The organism is Corynebacterium sp. HMSC064E08 (assembly GCF_001811805.1).
GTDB lineage: Bacteria > Actinomycetota > Actinomycetes > Mycobacteriales > Mycobacteriaceae > Corynebacterium > Corynebacterium jeikeium_D.
The window spans coordinates 500,523-519,118 of the sequence record NZ_KV806698.1; the positions used below are offsets into that span (position 1 = coordinate 500,523).

The window sequence follows — 18,596 nt, forward strand, 5'->3', positions numbered from 1 at the left end:
TTCTTAGCCGTGTTCGATGATTTGCTGCAGGCAGCTGCCCAGGGCCTCCACCGAAATCCTCGGCGCGTTGGCCTCATCAATCAGACCAGTATCAGAAAGAACTAGGTACCCGACGCAGAGGGAAATAGCCATCTGGCTGCGGTGCACAGCAGCATCGTGGCTAACGTCTTCCGGTCCGTCCTCTTCGACGCGGCGAATCAAGTCATCTGCAACAGCTTCATTGAACCGCTCGGCAATGACTTTTGCGGTTTCCTCGGAGTCGAGGGATCCGACAATCAGCGGAATCATGGACTGTCCGGCCATTCCTTGACCAGTCAAAATAGCGCTGGCCATCCGCTGGCCAAGTTCATTGAAGGGAGCTCGGCTGAGTGTGCCTTTGAACTGGCTGAAGTCAATCAGTTCGGCCATGAGACCTTCTTTGGAGCCGAAGTACTTGATGATGAGCGGCGCGCTAACGCCCGCATCGCTGGCAATTTCCTTCAGCGGCACGCTTCGCAAAGGCTTGCGCGCGAAGTGCCGAGCTGCAGCCGCGATGATGCGCTCGCGGGTGGACTGGGCGCTCCGTTGGAAATCGGTCGAATCGAACTCACTCATGCTGAAGAGTCTAAAGCCATGAAAGCGTAACTACGCCAATTGATTTCAGAGGCATGCGCAGGACGTGGTGATATGTTTTCGCGGCCACCTCAAAGAGGGGGTAATTTCTAGGTGTCTCATTTGGGGCAGGTTCCGTGCATGCTGTTGAACAATCGCTGGAAAATATGGAAAAACTCCAGGAAAATAAGGCGAATATTAAAGTTGGATTACAGCATTTCGGAAACTGAAACCAGGTGCCAAGCGACGCTCGAGAGGCTCACTCTTGCGAATCACTGTTCAGGTGGGCTAAGGGGCTACTGAACCCGTTTCAAAATACAGCCTGATTACCGTAATTATTGTTCACTGAAGCTGACTGGCCAACAGCTCATCCTCCGCAGCTCGCGATTCCTCAGCGCGCATCTCAGTTTTCCTACGCTGTTCAATATTTTCCTACACTGGGATGTCATGAAGAAGACCCTCATGCTTATCGACGGTCATTCCATGGCCTTCCGCGCGTTCTTTGCCCTTCCGGTGGATAATTTCTCAACCACCGGTGGTCAGACAACGAACGCGGTGTACGGCTTCCTTTCTATGCTGTCCAATATCCTCAGCGAGGAAAAGCCCACGCACGTGGCGGTCGCCTTCGACGTCGCCCGCGAGACGTTCCGCAACGAGATTTTCCCGGAGTATAAGGCTCAGCGTGAGAAGACTCCTGAGGAATTCCGTGGTCAGGTGCCGCTTATTCAGCAGGTGCTGAAAGAGATGGGCATCGTCACGCTGGAAAAGGACAACTACGAGGCCGACGACATTATCGCGACGTTGGCTACCCAAGCCAAGCCTGAGGGCTTCGAAACGCTCATCGTCACTGGTGACCGTGACTCGTTCCAGTTGGTCAACGACACCACGACGGTGCTTTATCCAATGCGCGGCGTCACCACGCTGCATCGCTTCACGCCTGCTGCTATCGAGAAGAAGTACGGTCTGACGCCGACTCAGTACCCGGATTTCGCGGCTCTCCGCGGCGACCCCTCCGACAATCTCCCGGGCATTCCGGGGGTCGGCGAGAAGACCGCGACGAAGTGGATCGTTCAGTTCGGCACGCTGGCAAACCTCATCGACCACGCTGACGAAATCCGCGGCAAAGTTGGCGATAACTTCCGCGAGCGCGTCGCAAACGTCCAGCTGAACCGCGACATCACCGAAATGGTCAAGGATCTGCCCTTGCCGTACGGTCCGAACGAGCTCGAGCTCCGTCCCGCCGACGCCCAGGGCATCATCGACTTCTTCGACCGCCTCGAATTCGGCGACAACCTTCGCGAGCGCGTGTTCCGCACCCTCTCCATCGAAGGCGCGGGCGTCACCGCTTCCACCAGCGACAGCGCGACAAAGCTCGAGGCTGTTTCGCTTGACGACGGTGCCCTGGCTGCCTGGCTCGATAATCTGCACGAGCCGGCCGCGTTGCAGGTCGGGGAGCACACCCTGATGATTGGCTCCGCAGATGAGAAGGGCAAGACCTCCGGCCAGGCTGTTTCTCTCGACTTGGGTGATCTTTCCGCCGAAGATGCCGACGCACTGTGCGAGTGGCTCGCTGGCGACCACCCGAAGTTGGTGCATGACTCTAAATCGGCCATGCATGCACTCTGGAACTACGACTTCGAGCTGGCAGGGGTCATCCACGACACCTTCTTGGCCGCGTATCTGCTGCGCCCAAGCCAGCGCAGCTACAGCTTGGACAATGTCGTCCAGCGTCACCTGGGCCAGACTCTTTCGCAAGCCGATGGCCAGATGACCCTGCTCGATGGCCCGGCCGAAGACGCTTCCCATGTCGCCGCCGTCATCGACCTGGCTGAGCGATTGGCTGTCGAACTCGACGAGGCCGGGCTCTACAGCGTGTACGCCGACCTGGAAGTCCCGCTCGCCCCAGTGCTGGGTCGGATGGAACGTGCCGGTATCGCTGTCGATGTTGATGCGCTCGAGGAGCTCCGCAAGCAGGCGCAGGCGGCTACCGATGAGGCGGAGAGTGAGGCCCGCAACCTCGTCGATAAGCCTGAGCTGAATCTCGGATCGCCGAAGCAGTTGCAAGAGGTTCTGTTTGACCAGCTGGGAATGCCCAAGACAAAGAAGACGAAGACGGGCTATTCCACGGCGGCGAAGGAAATTGAGGGGCTGGCGAAGGTCAACCCGCATCCGTTCCTGGATTACCTGCTGAAGTTTCGCGAGTCGCAGAAGATGAAGTCGACCGTGGAGGGGCTGATCAAGGCTGTCGCTGATGATGGCCGTATTCATACGACTTTTAATCAGACGGTCGCGGCGACGGGGCGTCTGTCGTCGACGGAGCCGAATCTGCAGAACATCCCGGTGCGCACGGAGTTCGGGCGACGGATTCGTGAGGCGTTCGTGGTCGGCGATGGCTATGAGCAGCTGATCACCGCGGACTACTCGCAGATTGAGATGCGCGTGATGGCGCACCTGTCGCAGGATCCGGGGCTGATTGAGGCCTACCGCCAGGGCGAGGACCTGCACAACTACGTCGGTTCGAAGGTTTTCGGTGTCGGCATCGATGAGGTTACGCCCGAGCTGCGTCGTCGTGTGAAGGCGATGAGCTACGGACTGGCTTATGGTCTGAGTGCTTTTGGTCTGGCGCAGCAGCTCGACATTCCGCAGCGCGAGGCGAAGAAGCTCATGGAGGACTACTTCGAGCGCTTCGGTGGCGTGCGCGATTACCTGCACAAGGTTGTTGAGCGGGCGCGCAAGGACGGCTTTACGGCCACGATGTTCGATCGTCGTCGCTACCTGCCGGAACTCAACGCCGACAACCGCATCGCTCGCGATAACGCGGAACGTGCGGCATTGAACTCGCCGATTCAGGGGTCGGCGGCAGACATTATTAAGATTGCGATGCTCCGGGTCGACGATGCTTTACGACGGGGCGGGTTGCGCTCACGTGTCCTCCTGCAGGTTCATGACGAACTGGTTGTGGAAGTTGCAGATGGGGAAGAGGGAGCCATCAAGGAGCTGTTGCATCGCGAGATGGACTCGGCGGCTGAATTGCTGGTGCCGTTGGATGCTTCCATCGGTGCTGGTGTGAACTGGGATACTGCTGCGCATTAGTGGTGCGAAGGTCGGGCCGTAGTGCTGGTCGGCGGACTTGATGCGGGCTTGCCGCGGATGTGTTGCGGACTTGAATGTCGCAGCTCAAATCGGTATTGTTCGCTAGGTATGCATTAGCGTGCCGACTTTGCAGCCTCGAGCTTCATGGACATCGGGTTAACTAATTGCCAATGGTGAGATTCGCCGAAAGCGGATTTGGCCCGGTTGTCCAGGGGTTTCTTTGAGGGGCAAGGCCGAAATTGTCCGTTTTTCGATTTCTATCCGCTTCGGAGCACATCTTATATGTCCACTTCTAACGTCCCTCAGGTTGCCATCAACGACATTGGCACCGCTGAGGATTTCCTGGCCGCTGTCGACTCGACGATGAAGTACTTCAACGATGGTGACATCGTTGAGGGCACCGTCGTTAAGGTTGACCGCGACGAGGTTCTTCTCGACATCGGCTACAAGACTGAAGGTGTCATTCCTTCCCGCGAACTGTCCATCAAGCACGATGTCGACCCTGACGAAGTGGTCGAAGTTGGCGATGAGATCGACGCGCTGGTCCTGACCAAGGAAGACAAGGAAGGCCGCCTCATCCTGTCCAAGAAGCGCGCTCAGTACGAGCGTGCTTGGGGCACCATCGAGCAGCTCAAGGAGAACGACGAGCCGGTTACCGGTACCGTCATCGAGGTCGTCAAGGGCGGCCTGATCCTCGACATCGGCCTGCGCGGCTTCCTGCCGGCTTCCCTCGTCGAGATGCGTCGTGTCCGCGACCTCCAGCCGTACATCGGCCAGGAGATCGAGGCCAAGATCATCGAGCTCGATAAGAACCGCAACAACGTCGTTCTGTCCCGCCGTGCATGGCTCGAGCAGACCCAGTCTGAGGTCCGCTCTGAGTTCCTGCATCAGCTGCAGAAGGGCCAGGTCCGCAAGGGTGTCGTTTCCTCCATCGTCAACTTCGGCGCATTCGTCGATCTCGGCGGTGTTGACGGCCTGGTTCACGTTTCCGAGCTGTCCTGGAAGCACATCGACCACCCGTCCGAGGTTGTCCAGGTTGGCGACGAGGTCACCGTCGAGGTTCTCGAGGTCGACCTGAACCGCGAGCGCGTTTCCCTGTCCCTGAAGGCTACTCAGGAAGATCCGTGGCGCGTCTTCGCCCGCACTCACGCAATCGGCCAGATTGTTCCGGGCAAGGTCACCAAGCTGGTTCCGTTCGGTGCGTTCGTCCGCGTCGAGGAGGGCATCGAGGGCCTGGTTCACATCTCCGAGCTGGCTTCCCGCCACATCGATGTTCCGGACCAGATTGTCTCCGTCGACGAGCAGGTCATGGTCAAGGTCATCGACATCGACCTCGAGCGTCGTCGTATCTCCCTGTCCCTCAAGCAGGCTGACGAGGACTTCACCGAAGAGTTCGACCCGACCAAGTACGGCATGGGCGACTCCTACGACGAGCAGGGCAACTACATCTTCCCGGAGGGCTTCGACCCGGAGACCAACGAGTGGATGGAGGGCTTCGAGACCCAGCGCGCAGAGTGGGAGGCTCGCTACGCAGAGGCAGAGCGTCACCACCAGCTGCACGCTGCCCAGATCGAGCGTCACCGCGCTGCAGCTGCCGAGGCTGCAGAGACCGCTTCGAACTACTCCTCCGAGTCCGGCGAGGCAGCTCCGGCTGCTCCGGCCGCACCGGCTGCAGACAATGCAGGCGGCACCCTGGCTTCCGACGAGCAGCTCGCTGCTCTGCGCGAGAAGCTGGCTGGCAACTAAGCTAGACCGCTAAGGGCTTACACGTCCCTTTGAGAAATTGCCCCGGCGAGGTTTTCCTCGCTGGGGCTTTTTCGTGCCTTCTTTGCTTTACGACGGGCACCTGCTCGGCCTTGTTCTTATAGCGGCGGCTTGGGGGCTTGCTGCATCTTTGGTCCGGGTGATGGAGCTTTGGGCCATGAAGGGGGCACCGCTGTTGCCTAGGGCGGGCTTACGCTTCACCAGAAGTAGTTTGCTGCACAGTAACCGGCTACTGGCGAAGCGCAAGCCGTCCTAATGGCCCTAATGACTCTAATGCCCCGGTGGTCCTGTCGATTTTGGTGGCTCTGGCGGTCTTTACTGCCGTTGACAGCCTATCTTTCTGCCCATATGATTGGTGACATGACAACAAAGAATCAGGCCAATCACGTAGAGGATTCCTCCCACTCCACCGGTGGTGTGTACTCCCAGGAGGGCAAAGACTTTAACCGCGACACCCGCTATATCAATGACCGGATTGTTAAGGATGGTCGCGAAGTAGGCGAGGGGATTAAGACGTGGCCCGTTGAAGCCGGTCGCTACCGCCTCATCGCGGCTCGCGCGTGCCCATGGGCACACCGCACGCTTATTGTTCGCAGGTTGCTCGGCTTGGAAGATGCAATTTCAGTCGGAATTCCAGGGCCAGTGCACGATGCCCGCTCCTGGGCATTCGACAAGGGACCAGGTGGCCGTGACGAAGTACTAGGCTACGAGCGCCTCCAGGAGGCATTCCTCAAGCGTTTCCCGGACTACCAGCGCGGCATTACTGTTCCGGCCATCGTCGAGATCGAGTCGGGCGAGGTCGTGACCAATGACTTTCCCTGGATCACCTTGGACTTCATTACCGAGTGGACCGAGTTCCACCGCGAAGGCGCCCCGGATCTTTACCCGGTGGAGATGCGCGAGGAAATGGATGAGCTTATGCAGTTCATCTACACCGAGATCAACAACGGCGTCTACCGCTGTGGTTTCGCAGGCTCGCAGGACTCCTACGACAAGGCTTACGACCGGCTGTTCAATGCCCTAGACAAGGTTTCTGAGCGCTTGGAGACCCGCCGTTACCTCATGGGCGACCACATCACTGAGGCCGACATTCGCCTTTACACAACCCTCATCCGCTTCGATGCCGTCTACCACGGCCACTTCAAGTGCAACCGGAGCAAGATCTCCGAGATGCCGGTTCTATACAACTACCTGCGTGATCTCTTTCAGACTCCGGGCTTCGGCGACACCACTGACTTCGTCGATATCAAGCGCCACTACTACGAAGTCCATCGCGACCTCAATCCTTTAGGGATTGTCCCGAAGGGGCCGGAGCTCTCTGACCTGCTCCAGCCGCACGGCCGTGAGGCCCTTGGTGGCAGCCCATTCGGTAACGGCACCGCCCCGGCCCCAGTCAACCCAGATCCCGTTGAAGAGGGTCACCGCATCGAGGATCTCGTCGTAAAGCACTAACGTGCGGGGGCGTGTCCACGTACCCTTAGAGACATGCTCAAAGTAGGACTAACCGGTGGCATGGGCAGTGGGAAATCTACGGTCGCCCGTAGGTTTGCCGAGCTCGGTGCCGTCATCATCGACGCTGATCAGATCGCTCGCGATGTCGTCGAACCCGGGGAACCGGCGCTGGCCGAACTCGCCGAAGCTTTCGGCGAGGGCATTTTGCTTGACGACGGCTCCCTCAATCGCGGCGAACTTGCGAAGCGGGCCTTCGTATCAGCGGAGAAGACGGAGCTGCTGAACTCCATTACCCACCCGCGTATTGAGCAGCGCACCGAAGAGCAGTTCAACGCGGCAGGTGACGCCATCATTGTTTTTGACTCTCCGCTGTTGATTGAAATGGGGCAGTCGGAAGCGCAAGACCTCGTCGTGGTTGTGCATACCCCGGTGGAGGTCCGTCTCGACCGTCTGGTGGAAAGCCGCGGTGTAGACCGAGAGGATGCGAAGCAGCGCATCGCTAAGCAAATCAGCGATGATAAGCGCCTGCAGTTCGCCGACGTGGTTCTGGAAAACTCAGGCACCGAGGAGGACCTCGTGCGCCAGGTCGACCGGATTTGGGAGCGGATTATTCAGCCGCTGAATCAGATTCGCCAGCTGCAGGCCGGGCAGCAAGATAATCCCGTAGCCGCGCAATAGCCTCCTCAATCACCTCGGCGCGCTTGCAGAAAGCGAACCGTACCAGGTAGCGGTACTTTTCTGACTCTGGGTCATCCACAAAAGCGGTGACGGGGATGGCTGCGACGCGGCATTCTTTGACCAGCCGGGTGCAGGTCTCCAGGGCGTCGCCAAGCCCCCAGCTCGAGACATCGGCGACGACAAAATACCCCGCCTGCGGCGTGAAGACATCGGCGCCAAGGCCCTCCAAGCCATCGGCGAGGAGCCGCATGTTGCCCTCGAGCTGCCCCGCCAGTTCGTCCACCCACGGTGCGCATTCCTGCAGGCCACGGGCGACGGCTGGCTGAAGGGGAGTGGCACCGACATAGCTCAAGAACTGCTTGGCTTTAACCACGCCATCGAGTAGCTCGGTCGGGGTGAGCGTCCAGCCAATCTTCCAGCCGGTGACGTTGAAGGTTTTTGCGGCACTGGACACGACAATGGTCCGCTCGCGCATGCCGGGCAGAGCGCTGATGGAAGAGTGTGACAATCCGTTGAAGTACAGGCGTTCGTAGACTTCGTCGGCAAGCACGAGTAGATGGTTTGCGATGGCGACATCGGCGATGGCCTGCAAGTCCTCGTCCGCGAGGACGGTGCCGGTGGGGTTGTGCGGCGAATTGATGATGATCATGGCCGTTTTGGCGGTGACGGCATCGGCAAGCGCGCTGCGGTCGAGCGACCAGGAGCGTGCCGTGCCGGAAGCTGCGGGGATGAGCGGCACCGCGGTATATGTGCAGTTAGCCAGTGCGATGGCGGCTTTGTACGAGTCGTAGTACGGCTCGATGACGATGACGTGGCTGCCGGGTTCGAGATGCCCCAAGGCGGTGGCGGCAATCGCCTCCGTGGCGCCGACCGTGACGAGGCATTCGGCGTCGGCGTCGTAGACCTGCCCCGTGCGGCGGGCGCGATCGGCGACGATAGCCTCGCGGAGCACCTTCATGCCGCGGCCGGGGCCGTACTGGTTGTTTCCTCCAGCTATCTGATGTCGCGCCTCCGCGAGCACCTCCGCCGGCCCATCCCAATCGGGGAAGCCCTGCCCAAGATTGATTGCCTCGTGCTCGGTAGCGAGGCGGGACATGGTGGCGAAGATGGTCTCGCCGAAGGGGCGCAAGCGGGAAACAGTCATGGTATTTACTGTAGGTGGAATCTCATGAGTTCGAAGCATGAAGCTGCAGGATGTGATGGTCGTCAGTCCGCGAAGCTGTGTACACCAGCTTTGGCGTGCCATCTCTGAGCGCTACAAATCGAAGCGACAATTCTAGATAAGAGCTTCAGATATTCTGTGCATTCTCTTCCTTTTAAAAAATAGTCTTTACCGCATGCAAGATTGGTCGTGGTACGCCCTTGAGGCTGCCAAATTGGTACAGCTGCGTGGCAGAGTTCCAGAAATTATCGCAGTTATACTAATGCTGCTGACTCTCGGGTTTCTCCTTTGGCTGGTTGCAAAGGGGAACAGCTCTAGAAAATCGGGACTAATTCAAGTTTGCGCGATTGTAGTGGCTGTCTCTGTGGTGAGCACCATCGGCTGGTATGTGCTTAATAAGGTGTGGCGACCGATCCCGGACTACATCGGTATTGAAGTTTTCGGACCATTCGCATCTGGCTTGTCCGGCATCGTTGCTCTAGTTGTAATTGCGTTTTCCAAGAAGCCTAGGCGCATCATTGCGGGTCTTCTCGTCTGCTCATTATCAGTACTCGGCGCCTATGCCGTTCCCAATATTCACTATGGCACGTATGCAAACTTGGCCCAGGTGCTACGCGGACCAGGCAAAGTGCAGGCTTTTGGCGAGGTAGATGGGCTCGCGCCGGTCGCGGATGTTTATCGTCCCGGTGACAGTGAGTCGGCAAAACAAACATCCTTGGAACAACGGTGGCGGCCACGCCAAGTCGAAAAACTGAGCTCTGATAGCAGCGTTCTCGTGCAAGCAGATATCCCTGCTACTGACTTTTCTCCGCGCTCCTCCATTATCTATGTTCCAGCTGCCTATTTCGCTCGACCTCGTCCTCTGCTGCCTGTGCTTGTACTGATGCCAGGACAGCCGGGTACGTCGAAGGATTGGCTGGTAAACGGCGACCTGAAAAATACTATGGATCGCTTTGCTGAGCAACACAATGGTTTGGCGCCGATTGTGGCGATAGTTGATCAGCTATCTTCGAGCTTCAAGAATCCGCTCTGCTCCGACACTGAAAATGGGGCGGTCGCAACCTATTTGGAACATGACGTACCGGCGTGGTTGGAGCAACATTTCCAAGTAGATACTCGACCGCAGTCGTGGGCAGTAGGTGGATTGTCCAATGGTGGTACCTGCGCGATGCAAGTTCTCAGCCGTAAGGGAGGCCCGTATCGTACCGTGCTGGACATGTCAGGCGAGGAGTTCCCAAATCTGCACAACCTTGAGACGACAATCGAGAAGGGCTTTGGTGGCGACAAGGCCACGTTTGAGGCAAATAATCCGTTATCGATTTTCGCTTCTGGCGAAGACTTCACAGGTTATTCCGCATTCTGTTCCATAGGCGATGAGGAATCTAAAGATGTCATCGAAGGGCTGTGGAAAGTCTGCCGAGCCGGACGGGAACAGGGAATGGACGTCCAAGAGCGCACCTATTCCGGTACGCACGAATGGAAAGTGTGGGATCGCGCGCTTGACGACGAGCTCCCCTGGCTTGCGGAGAAAATGAATCTTATCCGGGCGCAAAGCCACTAGAACACAAGAACACTATTTTTCTCGATGCGGCCATCAAAAGTATGGCTGTCTGGTTTAGATCATCTGCGAAATTAAAGATCGGAGTTAAAGGTATGACGATGCAATCCTTGTACCAGTGGCTTAAGGCGCACGGAAAAATCTTAAAGATTGTTTTCTATATCGCGATAATCTCCATTATCGTGCTTGTGGCTCGTGGCCAGTTTGCCGCCATTTCAGGAAGCCAACTTCGAGAAATTTTTGCTGATACGTCGATGCACGTAAACGCAATCATCATGGTGTTAGGTCTGATTGCGTTCAGTGCGACGGGACTCTACGACTTGGTCGCCTCCAAATATGCCGGTGTGGAGGTGTCGCCACGCGAAGCATTGAAGATTGGCTGGATTGCGCAGGCCTTTAATAATTTCGCCGGATTCGGTGGGCTCACCGGAGGTACAATCCGTGCGAAATACTATACCTGGGCGGGTGCGGACCGAGGTAAGTCCATTGGTGTTTCGGCAAGTGTGTGGGCTGCCAACCTACTCGGGTTATTCGTAATGTTGGCAATAACGTTGCCGTACGCAGTGCATTTCGATGGCTGGTTAATTGTCGTCGCCATAATCTCATGTTTTTATCTGCCGCTGTTTTTCTTAGCGGATAGATTTAAACTTGGCGTAATTGATTTAAGAAAAACGACTTTTGCGCAGATAGGAAAGCGGGAAAAGTGGTATCTTCTCGGCACCTCAGTCGTTGATTGGGCAGCAGCTGGGCTGTTCTTCTGGGTATGCGTTCGGGTGTTCACACCGGAGTTTTCACTCCCGATTGCTATCTTTATTTTTGCAACCGCCACTCTGGCCGGATTGCTATCTTTCCTGCCTGCAGGAGCTGGTAGCTTCGACCTCACAGTGTTTGCGCTGTGCGCCAAAGTTGGCCTCGACACTAACCATATTCTGCTTGGCCTTGTACTGTACCGCGTTTTCTATTACATCGTTCCGTGGCTGCTGGCGGCGGTCTTTTGGGTCTCCGACAGCGTGAAAGAACTCGAGTCCGATTTTCCGCACCGTGTCATGGCTCGGATACTCGCAGTTATCACCGTTTTCTCTAGTCTTTTGCTCTTTGTTTCGGCGCTGACACCTGAAATTGCTTCACGTATTCGGATTATCGAAGAAGTTTTGCCGAGCACTGTCCGGCGTGCATCGCATTTGACAGTGCTGTTTATCGCCGTCATGTTGCTTATCTTGGCTCGCGGAATTAACCAACGAGTCAGACGCTGCTACCAGCTGGTTTTAGTGCTGCTTGGGGTGGCAGCGGTTGCGTGTCTAGTGCGCGGAATCGACTACGAAGAGGCTATTTATCTTGGGGTCTTTGCACTTGCACTATTCGCGTCTCGCAGTGCGTTTGATCGAGATCCACTCCCATTAAAGTGGAGTAGTTTCGTACCAACGGCAGCTCTGGCGATTGCTATTCCAATCGTTCTTTCGAGTTGGCATGCGCTTCGGGTAAATAAGGTGGTCAATGTACCCGCACCATCCCCGCATGCCAATACTCACTGGCCAATGGTTCTTTTCTACGTAATGCTCGCATGTGCTGTGGCAATTGCAGTATTGTTTTCTCGCTGTCGCGCTCCGGAGTTCGAAGCCCCAAACGAAGAGCAGACACGTCGATTCGAGGCCCTGATTGAAAAATGGGGCGGGAATGCTTTTTCGCATCTGTATTACCTAGGCGATAAGCAGGTTTTCTTTACCGTCGATAAGCGAAATGGTGCGGACCGTGCAGCGTTGCTGTACCGCCCCCATGGCACGACCTTGATTGCACTCGGTGATCCATTCGGCGACCCGGATGCCTTCAATCAACTGTTCGCGGACTTTATTGACTATGCGGATACCTTTCAGTGCTCGGTCGCATTCTATGAAGTGGGCGAAGACCATTTGGCTCGATGTGTAAATGAGGGCATGAGCCTGGTCAAACTCGGTGAAGATGCGACGGTTGATATTTCGGGTTTCACCCGAGTCGGTAATAAGGGCAAGACGTTCCGACGTATGTACAACAAGTTAGAAAGCTCTGGTTGTACTTTTGAAATTGCCGAGGCACCGTACAGCCCAGACCTCATTACGGAATTGCGAGACGCATCGCAGGAGTGGCTCGGAAAACGCACGGAAATGAGCTTCTCGCTCGGTTTCTTTGATGAGAATTATCTGTCACGTGCACCGATTGCAGTTGTTCGATCGGCGGATTCAGACCGTGTCGAAGGATTTGCTTCGATAATGCCGCAAGGGCAAAGGGTTGCGTCAGTGGATTTGATGCGCATTCGACCTGATGCTCCAGATGGAGTGATGGATGGCATTTTCGTGAATCTGATGGAATGGGCAAAAGACCGTGGATATACCGAGTTCAACTTTGGTATGGCACCAATGTCGAATACCGGTGCGCGGCCGCATTCCAGGCTCAGCGAAAAAACCATCTATCTGGTGTACAACTACGGAGGCCGGATTTATAACTTCCGCGGGCTGCGTAATTACAAGGAAAAGTTCAAGCCTGTATGGAAGTCTCGATACTTGACCTACACCGATGTGAAATCGTTGCCTGCCATTACCGCAAGTCTGTCGAAACTGATCAATCGGCCAGGGCAGTATTCAGCAATTGCGCTGTCAACGAGTGAAGACGAAATGCCTGCTCCCGAAATGGCAATCAACGCTAATTGATATAAATCCGTGCGTCGTTTCCGCCGCTGCACGCCACGACACCATCGCCCTGCGTGCCGCAGCTGACATCGTAGGTCTGGCCGGTCGCAGGGCTCGTTGCCTGAATATTCGGCTTCAAATTATCGCGAATGTTATCAGCGGTGGCGTTGAGACCGTCGGTCTGCTGATGGAAGACCTCGGTGGTAAACTCACAGCTGGTATTCGGCCCGGCAACGACCAGATTCGTGCGGTAACCATCGCCATACACGTAAACAGTCATCTCCTCGCCCCCGGTAAACGTGGTCCCCGGCGACGAGTTGCTGTAAATGATGTCCCTCATCGCCTGGCCGATGTCTGCATTTTCGCTTGACGACGAAGACGTGGTTTCGGTATCCCCATTGGTTTGTCCACCATTTTGTGATGGGGCCGTCTCGGAAGAATTTGCATCGTCGGAGGTGTCGTCGGAGTTTCCGGCAGCGCCACCGTTATTGCTGCCGCCAGCATCAGAGTTTGAGCCGGTTGGGTTCGGCCTATTCTCTGAGTTTGCGTTTGATGCGTTGCCGTCAGTCTGAGTCATGGTGGCGGTGTCAGCTGCCGATTGGCTAGTTACTGCGCCGTCGTTTTGAGAGCAGGCGGTGAAGGTCAATGCGGTTGTGGCGAGGATACCGGCGATGAGTGCACGTCGTGAAGCAAAGGTGTGGTGGGTGTTCGTAGGCGTCACGCAGTGGGCAGTAGGGAGTTTTCGCACTATGAAAGTAATAACGATTCGATGAAAATCAGGGCGGTATTTCGACCTGTTTTCTAGAGCCAACCATTGTCGCGAGCAGTTTTCGCGGCCTCGACGCGGTTTGAGGTATTCGTCTTCGTGATAATTGACGACACCTGATTGCGCACCGTGCCCTTGGCAATGAAGAGCTGGCCGGCGATTGTGCCCGTATCAGCGCCTTGGAGAATCAGTCGAGCGATCTCGACTTCGCGGTCGGTCAGGGGAGAGTCGGCCGTGAAAAGTGAGGCCTCGGCCAAGGCCGGATCGATGACTCGGAGGTCGGAGTGGACGCGTCGAATAGCTTCTGCGAGCTGCTCAGGAGGCGTGTCCTTTGCCAGGAATCCGCTGGCACCGGCCTGAAGTGCGCGTTTGAGGTAGCCGGGGCGAGCAAAAGTAGTGACGACGAGGCAGCGGCAGTGGTCAGAAATTTTCGCGATGGTGTCAATGCCGTTGAGGCGCGGCATTTCGATGTCAATAAGCGCGACATCGACGTCCTGCTCGGTGACTTTTTGCGTTGTTTCAATGCCGTCGGCGGCTTCAGCCACGATGTCCAAGTCCGGTTCGGTTTCCAGTAGAGCCTTTAAAGCCCCTCGAACTAGGTGCTGATCATCAGCTATGAGAACGCGAATCATCTATTCTCCCGCGCATATTCGGTGACGGTTGTGTCAGTGAGGTGGTTTTTGGAGCTTGTGGTGGATGAACGGCCCGCGTGGTGGGAGCGGTGCGAGCGCTGCAAGCGTGACTGCGTCATCGTGGCCACAAGGCGAGTGCCGCGACCTGGTGCGGACTCGATAATGAGGTCACCGCCAGCATCCTGGACACGCTGCTTCAGCCCAGCCAATCCACCAGCGGCGACAGTTTGGCCTTCGCCCGTGGTAGCCGCGGAGGAATCGCAGCCTAGGTCGGAAATGTCGAAGCCGATGCCATCGTCGATGATTTCCACGCTGGATGGTGTGAGTTCGATTGAGACATTCTTCGCCTCAGAATGCCGAATGATATTGGTGGTGGCCTCGCGAATCACCCAGGAGAAGAGTTTCGCATTGGTGGTTACACCGCTGGAATCGTCGGGAAGTGAAGCCTCAATGTGTGCGGTGTGGAATGCCCGCGCGGCGGCGAGCTCGCCTGCGAGATCCGGCTGGCGCATGCGTGTGACTGTTGAGCGGACTTCGGCAAGCGATGTGCGCGACAGAGCGGTGATGGCCTCGAGTTCGGCAGCGGCGGCATCGGGGTTGGTGTGGACCAAACGCCGCGCGACTTCAGATTTGAGCGAGATGACCGTCAGCGAATGGCCCAGCACGTCGTGGACATCGCGGGCGATGGAGTCGCGCTGCTGGCTGAGCTCAATTTCCTGGTTGAGCTGGGCTCGTTCCTGGGAGAACCTGCTGAGTTGAACAACGCAGCAGACAACGACGGCCCAAAACAGGGCATCGATGGGTAAGATGAGACCGCTTTCCGGAGCCAAGAAATGACTAATGGTAACGATTGTTGCGCCGAGCACGCCAATGCTGAGGATGGCGGGGATGATGGGCAGCATCCAACTGAGCAATGCTGCGACAAATGGCAGGAATGCGCTGGCGCCGTTTCCCACAAGCGGGATGGAGAGCAGGCCGAACGCTGCGACTATGCACAGGGCAAGTATGTTGCGAGCTCGTTGCAACCAGCCGCGAGGATAGTAGTGAAGTGAGCCCCAGATGAAGATGTACACCAGCGCAAAGCTGACAATCAGCGCAGTTATCTGAGCGACCTTTTCGGCGCCGAAACCGAAGAAGACGAAGGGTAAAACCACAATCCAGATGCCAGCCGACAGTGCGGAGTAGACATGGAATCCCTGGAAAGGATGGCTGAAGCTGCGTCGCAAAGTGGTTGTCATAGATGCCTAGGCGGTCTCGGTCGGTGGCAGAGGGAAGTTGGTCTCGTTAGTCACAGGTTAGATGGAGGCGATGGCTATCGCTTGGGTTTGCTATCTAGCCGTGTTTCGCCGCGTTATTTACAGCCGCGACTTCTCGCGCTTGTTCAGATATATGCAGAAGCCGATTAGCAGGATGCTCCAAACTGCAACATTGACAATGGGCACCCACAGTGGCTCGGTGTAGAGTCCTGCACCAGTATCCGTGCTGGGAGTAAGACCTGCGGTCAGCGGATACCTCGACAGAGTCACAGAACCGAACAGCGGCGTGAAGCGGCTGATTGCCAGCAACGCGCCCTGCATCGGGATAAAGAGGTTGCCGAGGTAAGACAGCACGACAATCGAGCCCGACGCGATACTGAGCGCTGACGGCTTCGGCAGCAGCAGTGCCCAGGCATAGCCGTAGAAACCAAACGGCAGACAGGTTACAACACAGAGAATGAAGCTGACAATCCAGGCCCGTGGCTCCATCTCGGTGCCGATGACGAGGCCGAGAAGATACATTGCCGCAATCGGCAACACTGCGGCGAAGAGCACCAGAATTGCCTGGCTTAGTACAATACGCGACGTCGACATTGGTGTCAGCGCAAGCTGGCGACCCCATCCCGTGGTTTGCTCCATAATCGTTTGTCCGGCGCTGGCCACCGCTGCTGTGACGCCGCCGTAAATAGCCATGCCAATCATCACGTAGGCGGTGACATTGCCGTGAGGGAAGGCATCGCCGCCGCGGTCGAGCGAGGCACCGAACACCAGAAAGAACAAGATGGGCAGGCCGATGGAGAAGAACAGGTTCGACCAGTCGGACAGATAGCGTTTGATCTGAATGGCGATGTATGTCGACAGGCCGTGGGATTCGGTTAGCTTTGTTGCGCTGGTACCAGCAGTCGCGCCGGGTATGTCGGACGAAGTTTCAGTCGCGGTGTACGTCATGGCAATCCTTTCCAGTTATTTCCTTTAGTTCCCAGCAGCCACGGCGACATCGGGCGTGGCATCAGCTGCAACATCTGCGTCACGCTGCATAGAAATGAAAATGTCATCAAGCTTCGCGCGCTGGACCGTGAAGTCGGTCGCATCCGTCTCCGTTACCAAGTGACGAAGCAGTGAGTCCGAATCCCGTGTCCGCAGCCGCACGCGCCTACTGGTCCCGGCCGGTTCCCCAGCAGCGCTACTCAACCAGGTGACCTCATCGACCTCAGTGCGCTCTGAAAGCTCCGGTGCCGCACCCGGAAAATTAGCCTCAACCAGCACTGATTTACTCAGCGCAAGCATGCTCGGCGTATCCAAGTCCGCCATGATACGCCCTTTGTGCAGCATGATGATTCGCTTCGAACAATCCTCCGCCTCATCCATGTAATGCGTGGTGAACAACACCGTCGTGCCACGCTCCGCCCGGGCATGAATATCCGCCCAAAAATTGCGCCGCGCACTCGGATCCATCCCCGCTGTCGGCTCATCCAACACAATCAACTCCGGATCACCGAGCAGGGCCAACGCAAACTTCAATCGCTGCTGCTCACCGCCCGAGCACTTACCGACTTTCCGCTTCAGCAAGGGTTCCAGCCGCGCTTGCTTTACGACGTCCGCCAACGCCACATGCTCCGAATAGCCACTGGCAATCATCTTGAGTGTGTCCTCGACCGTTACGTCGGGAAGCAAACCGCCCGTCTGCAAGATAGCGCCGACCTGCTGAGCATTGACCGCGTTCCTGGATGATTGGCCGTTGACTTCGATGCGGCCGGCGGTGGGTGTGGTCAGGCCGAGGATGAGATCGATAAGTGTGGTTTTGCCTGCGCCGTTTTCACCGAGGATGGCGACGACCTCACCGCGGCGGACGGTGGCGCTGACATCATCGAGTGCGGTTACCTGGCCTTTGCTGAATTGCTTGGTGATATTGGAGAACTCGAGAATTACGTCCGGATTCATAGTTCCAAGTTCAGCGCGGATTAGAGGTATGGACGTATAGGTGGTGTCACGAATTGCCCATGACAGGTGTCATTGCTTGTTGGCGTAGCCAACCGTTGGATTCCACTCCCAGACTTTCTGGCAGGCAGGCCATCCTGGTTTATAGTCCACGCGGGGACGGCGCTTTTGTACCCATCGGATTGCCTGCTCGATTTCGTCGAGGACGCTGTCGAGATTCCAATTGATGCATGAGTCTGTGAACCTTAGGATTATCCAGCCGTGCAGCGTGCCGGAGTTGGTCTTCCAGCGATCTGTGATGAACGAGTCCTCGTTGGCGTGGTACTTCTCTGAGTCAACTTCGATGGCTATTTTCCACTGGTCAAGCAGGATGTCGAAGCAGTAGGGGCCGATGTACTGGTTCATTCGGATGCGGTACCCGCGCTTGATTAGTGGACGGGCCAGCTTGCGCTCGAGTTCGCTGCATGAGCCAATCGGCGTGGTGGTGATGGTTTCACGCAGCCATGCGGGGACTTTCCGCATCCGGCTGAGGTCGTGGTTGAGTCGCTTCTCGCCGCCCCGGCCGGCGTAGTGTGTTTCCAGGATTCTGCGTGCATAGTCTTTTGAAGCTCGTGCTGCCCAGAGTGCTTCGACAACTGGGAGGCCATTGATGTCGGTGTAGGCCGGCAGACGACTGTGCCTAATGGAGAAGGTCTCGGCCTGAACTGATCCCGCGCCCTCTGCCTGGATAGGAAGTGTCAGGGGAAGTCTCAAGTGGATTTGAGCTGCGCTTTTACCGCTTAGCGCAATGCTTTTGTAATGCCCCGTGATTGCTCGGGCGACTGAGGCGGGAGAGTGGTCGTCAATGTAGAGGCCTCGTACCAATTTAGTTAGCCTGCCTTGTTGTAGGAGGGCTCTGGTCTTTTTCTCTCCGATGCCGAGTGCACGCAACTCGGCCGTGGTGAAACTTCCCATGGTCGGGACTCTAAGCTTTTGCGGCCCAGGGGATTTTCTGTGAGAGAGGCTCCGTGTCCAATCTGTGGACAACTTTCAGGGTGTGGATAACC

Annotated in this window: 14 protein-coding genes; 6 read left to right on the forward strand and 8 right to left on the reverse strand. The window is 56.8% G+C overall.

The genetic code is table 11. The features are described 5' to 3' along the window. Positions 1-3: 3 nt before the first annotated feature. Complete coding sequence (locus HMPREF2820_RS05390) at positions 4-594, reverse strand: TetR/AcrR family transcriptional regulator (protein WP_049193961.1); 591 nt, start codon at positions 592-594, stop codon at positions 4-6. Between the two features lie 459 nt (positions 595-1,053). On the opposite strand from HMPREF2820_RS05390, the gene polA reads away from it, so the two are divergent. From polA to coaE, 4 genes are all read left to right on the forward strand, one after another. Next, positions 1,054-3,684, forward strand: coding sequence for a DNA polymerase I (gene polA / locus HMPREF2820_RS05395; RefSeq protein WP_070603149.1), 2,631 nt, complete (start codon positions 1,054-1,056; stop codon positions 3,682-3,684). A gap of 282 nt (positions 3,685-3,966) precedes the next feature. After that, entirely contained in the window at positions 3,967-5,430 is a 1,464-nt protein-coding gene (rpsA, locus tag HMPREF2820_RS05400; RefSeq protein ID WP_005510285.1) for a 30S ribosomal protein S1, read from the forward strand. Between the two features lie 378 nt (positions 5,431-5,808). After that, positions 5,809-6,900 carry a glutathione S-transferase family protein gene (locus HMPREF2820_RS05405; protein ID WP_231367199.1) on the forward strand — a complete coding sequence of 364 codons (1,092 nt, stop codon included), beginning with the start codon at positions 5,809-5,811 and terminating at the stop codon, positions 6,898-6,900. 33 nt (positions 6,901-6,933) lie between these two features. Then, positions 6,934-7,578 carry a dephospho-CoA kinase gene (coaE, locus tag HMPREF2820_RS05410; protein WP_070603151.1) on the forward strand — a complete coding sequence of 215 codons (645 nt, stop codon included), beginning with the start codon at positions 6,934-6,936 and terminating at the stop codon, positions 7,576-7,578. On the opposite strand, the gene HMPREF2820_RS05415 is transcribed toward coaE, so the two are convergent. Then, the gene (locus HMPREF2820_RS05415) at positions 7,508-8,722 is read right to left on the reverse strand and encodes an aminotransferase class I/II-fold pyridoxal phosphate-dependent enzyme (protein WP_070603154.1); all 1,215 of its coding nucleotides are present in this window, start codon (positions 8,720-8,722) and stop codon (positions 7,508-7,510) included. The genes coaE and HMPREF2820_RS05415 overlap by 71 nt on opposite strands. 193 nt (positions 8,723-8,915) lie before the next feature. Between HMPREF2820_RS05415 and HMPREF2820_RS05420 the strand changes: the two genes are divergently transcribed. Together HMPREF2820_RS05420 and mprF are read left to right on the forward strand one after the other, a co-directional pair. Next, entirely contained in the window at positions 8,916-10,301 is a 1,386-nt protein-coding gene (locus HMPREF2820_RS05420) for an alpha/beta hydrolase (RefSeq protein ID WP_016422920.1), read from the forward strand. A gap of 92 nt (positions 10,302-10,393) precedes the next feature. Further along, positions 10,394-12,979, forward strand: coding sequence for a bifunctional lysylphosphatidylglycerol flippase/synthetase MprF (gene mprF / locus HMPREF2820_RS05425; protein WP_070603156.1), 2,586 nt, complete (start codon positions 10,394-10,396; stop codon positions 12,977-12,979). Here mprF and HMPREF2820_RS05430 read toward each other — a convergent pair. The 6 genes from HMPREF2820_RS05430 to HMPREF2820_RS05455 all read right to left on the reverse strand — a co-directional run bounded on the left by HMPREF2820_RS05430 (position 12,972) and on the right by HMPREF2820_RS05455 (position 18,504). Continuing rightward, on the reverse strand, positions 12,972-13,679 hold the full coding sequence (locus HMPREF2820_RS05430) for a hypothetical protein (RefSeq protein ID WP_016422918.1): 708 nt from the start codon (positions 13,677-13,679) through the stop codon (positions 12,972-12,974). The two genes, mprF and HMPREF2820_RS05430, sit on opposite strands and share 8 nt — an antisense overlap. Before the next feature lie 80 nt (positions 13,680-13,759). After that, the gene (locus HMPREF2820_RS05435; protein WP_048732178.1) at positions 13,760-14,356 is read right to left on the reverse strand and encodes a response regulator transcription factor; all 597 of its coding nucleotides are present in this window, start codon (positions 14,354-14,356) and stop codon (positions 13,760-13,762) included. Then, positions 14,353-15,594: a sensor histidine kinase gene (locus tag HMPREF2820_RS05440; protein ID WP_070603158.1), complete on the reverse strand. Its 1,242-nt coding sequence runs from the start codon at positions 15,592-15,594 to the stop codon at positions 14,353-14,355. The genes HMPREF2820_RS05435 and HMPREF2820_RS05440 overlap by 4 nt, the downstream gene beginning before the upstream one ends. A gap of 117 nt (positions 15,595-15,711) precedes the next feature. Then, positions 15,712-16,560, reverse strand: a complete 849-nt coding sequence (locus tag HMPREF2820_RS05445) for an ABC transporter permease (protein ID WP_048732182.1) — start codon at positions 16,558-16,560, stop codon at positions 15,712-15,714. A 24-nt stretch (positions 16,561-16,584) separates the two neighbouring features. Beyond that, complete coding sequence (locus HMPREF2820_RS05450) at positions 16,585-17,553, reverse strand: ABC transporter ATP-binding protein (RefSeq protein WP_070603160.1); 969 nt, start codon at positions 17,551-17,553, stop codon at positions 16,585-16,587. A 69-nt stretch (positions 17,554-17,622) separates the two neighbouring features. Beyond that, a complete protein-coding gene (locus HMPREF2820_RS05455; RefSeq protein ID WP_069359792.1) occupies positions 17,623-18,504 on the reverse strand; it encodes a type IV toxin-antitoxin system AbiEi family antitoxin domain-containing protein in 882 nt (293 codons plus the stop codon). Positions 18,505-18,596 lie beyond the last annotated feature (92 nt).

Coding starts and splice junctions, on each gene's coding strand:
- HMPREF2820_RS05390 (WP_049193961.1), bottom strand. CDS start 594: ATGAGTGAGTTCGATTCGACCGATTTCCAACGGAGCGCCCAGTCCACC.
- polA (WP_070603149.1), top strand. CDS start 1,054: ATGCTTATCGACGGTCATTCCATGGCCTTCCGCGCGTTCTTTGCCCTT.
- rpsA (WP_005510285.1), top strand. CDS start 3,967: ATGTCCACTTCTAACGTCCCTCAGGTTGCCATCAACGACATTGGCACC.
- HMPREF2820_RS05405 (WP_231367199.1), top strand. CDS start 5,809: ATGACAACAAAGAATCAGGCCAATCACGTAGAGGATTCCTCCCACTCC.
- coaE (WP_070603151.1), top strand. CDS start 6,934: ATGCTCAAAGTAGGACTAACCGGTGGCATGGGCAGTGGGAAATCTACG.
- HMPREF2820_RS05415 (WP_070603154.1), bottom strand. CDS start 8,722: ATGACTGTTTCCCGCTTGCGCCCCTTCGGCGAGACCATCTTCGCCACC.
- HMPREF2820_RS05420 (WP_016422920.1), top strand. CDS start 8,916: ATGCAAGATTGGTCGTGGTACGCCCTTGAGGCTGCCAAATTGGTACAG.
- mprF (WP_070603156.1), top strand. CDS start 10,394: ATGACGATGCAATCCTTGTACCAGTGGCTTAAGGCGCACGGAAAAATC.
- HMPREF2820_RS05435 (WP_048732178.1), bottom strand. CDS start 14,356: ATGATTCGCGTTCTCATAGCTGATGATCAGCACCTAGTTCGAGGGGCT.
- HMPREF2820_RS05440 (WP_070603158.1), bottom strand. CDS start 15,594: ATGACAACCACTTTGCGACGCAGCTTCAGCCATCCTTTCCAGGGATTC.
- HMPREF2820_RS05445 (WP_048732182.1), bottom strand. CDS start 16,560: ATGACGTACACCGCGACTGAAACTTCGTCCGACATACCCGGCGCGACT.
- HMPREF2820_RS05450 (WP_070603160.1), bottom strand. CDS start 17,553: ATGAATCCGGACGTAATTCTCGAGTTCTCCAATATCACCAAGCAATTC.
- HMPREF2820_RS05455 (WP_069359792.1), bottom strand. CDS start 18,504: ATGGGAAGTTTCACCACGGCCGAGTTGCGTGCACTCGGCATCGGAGAG.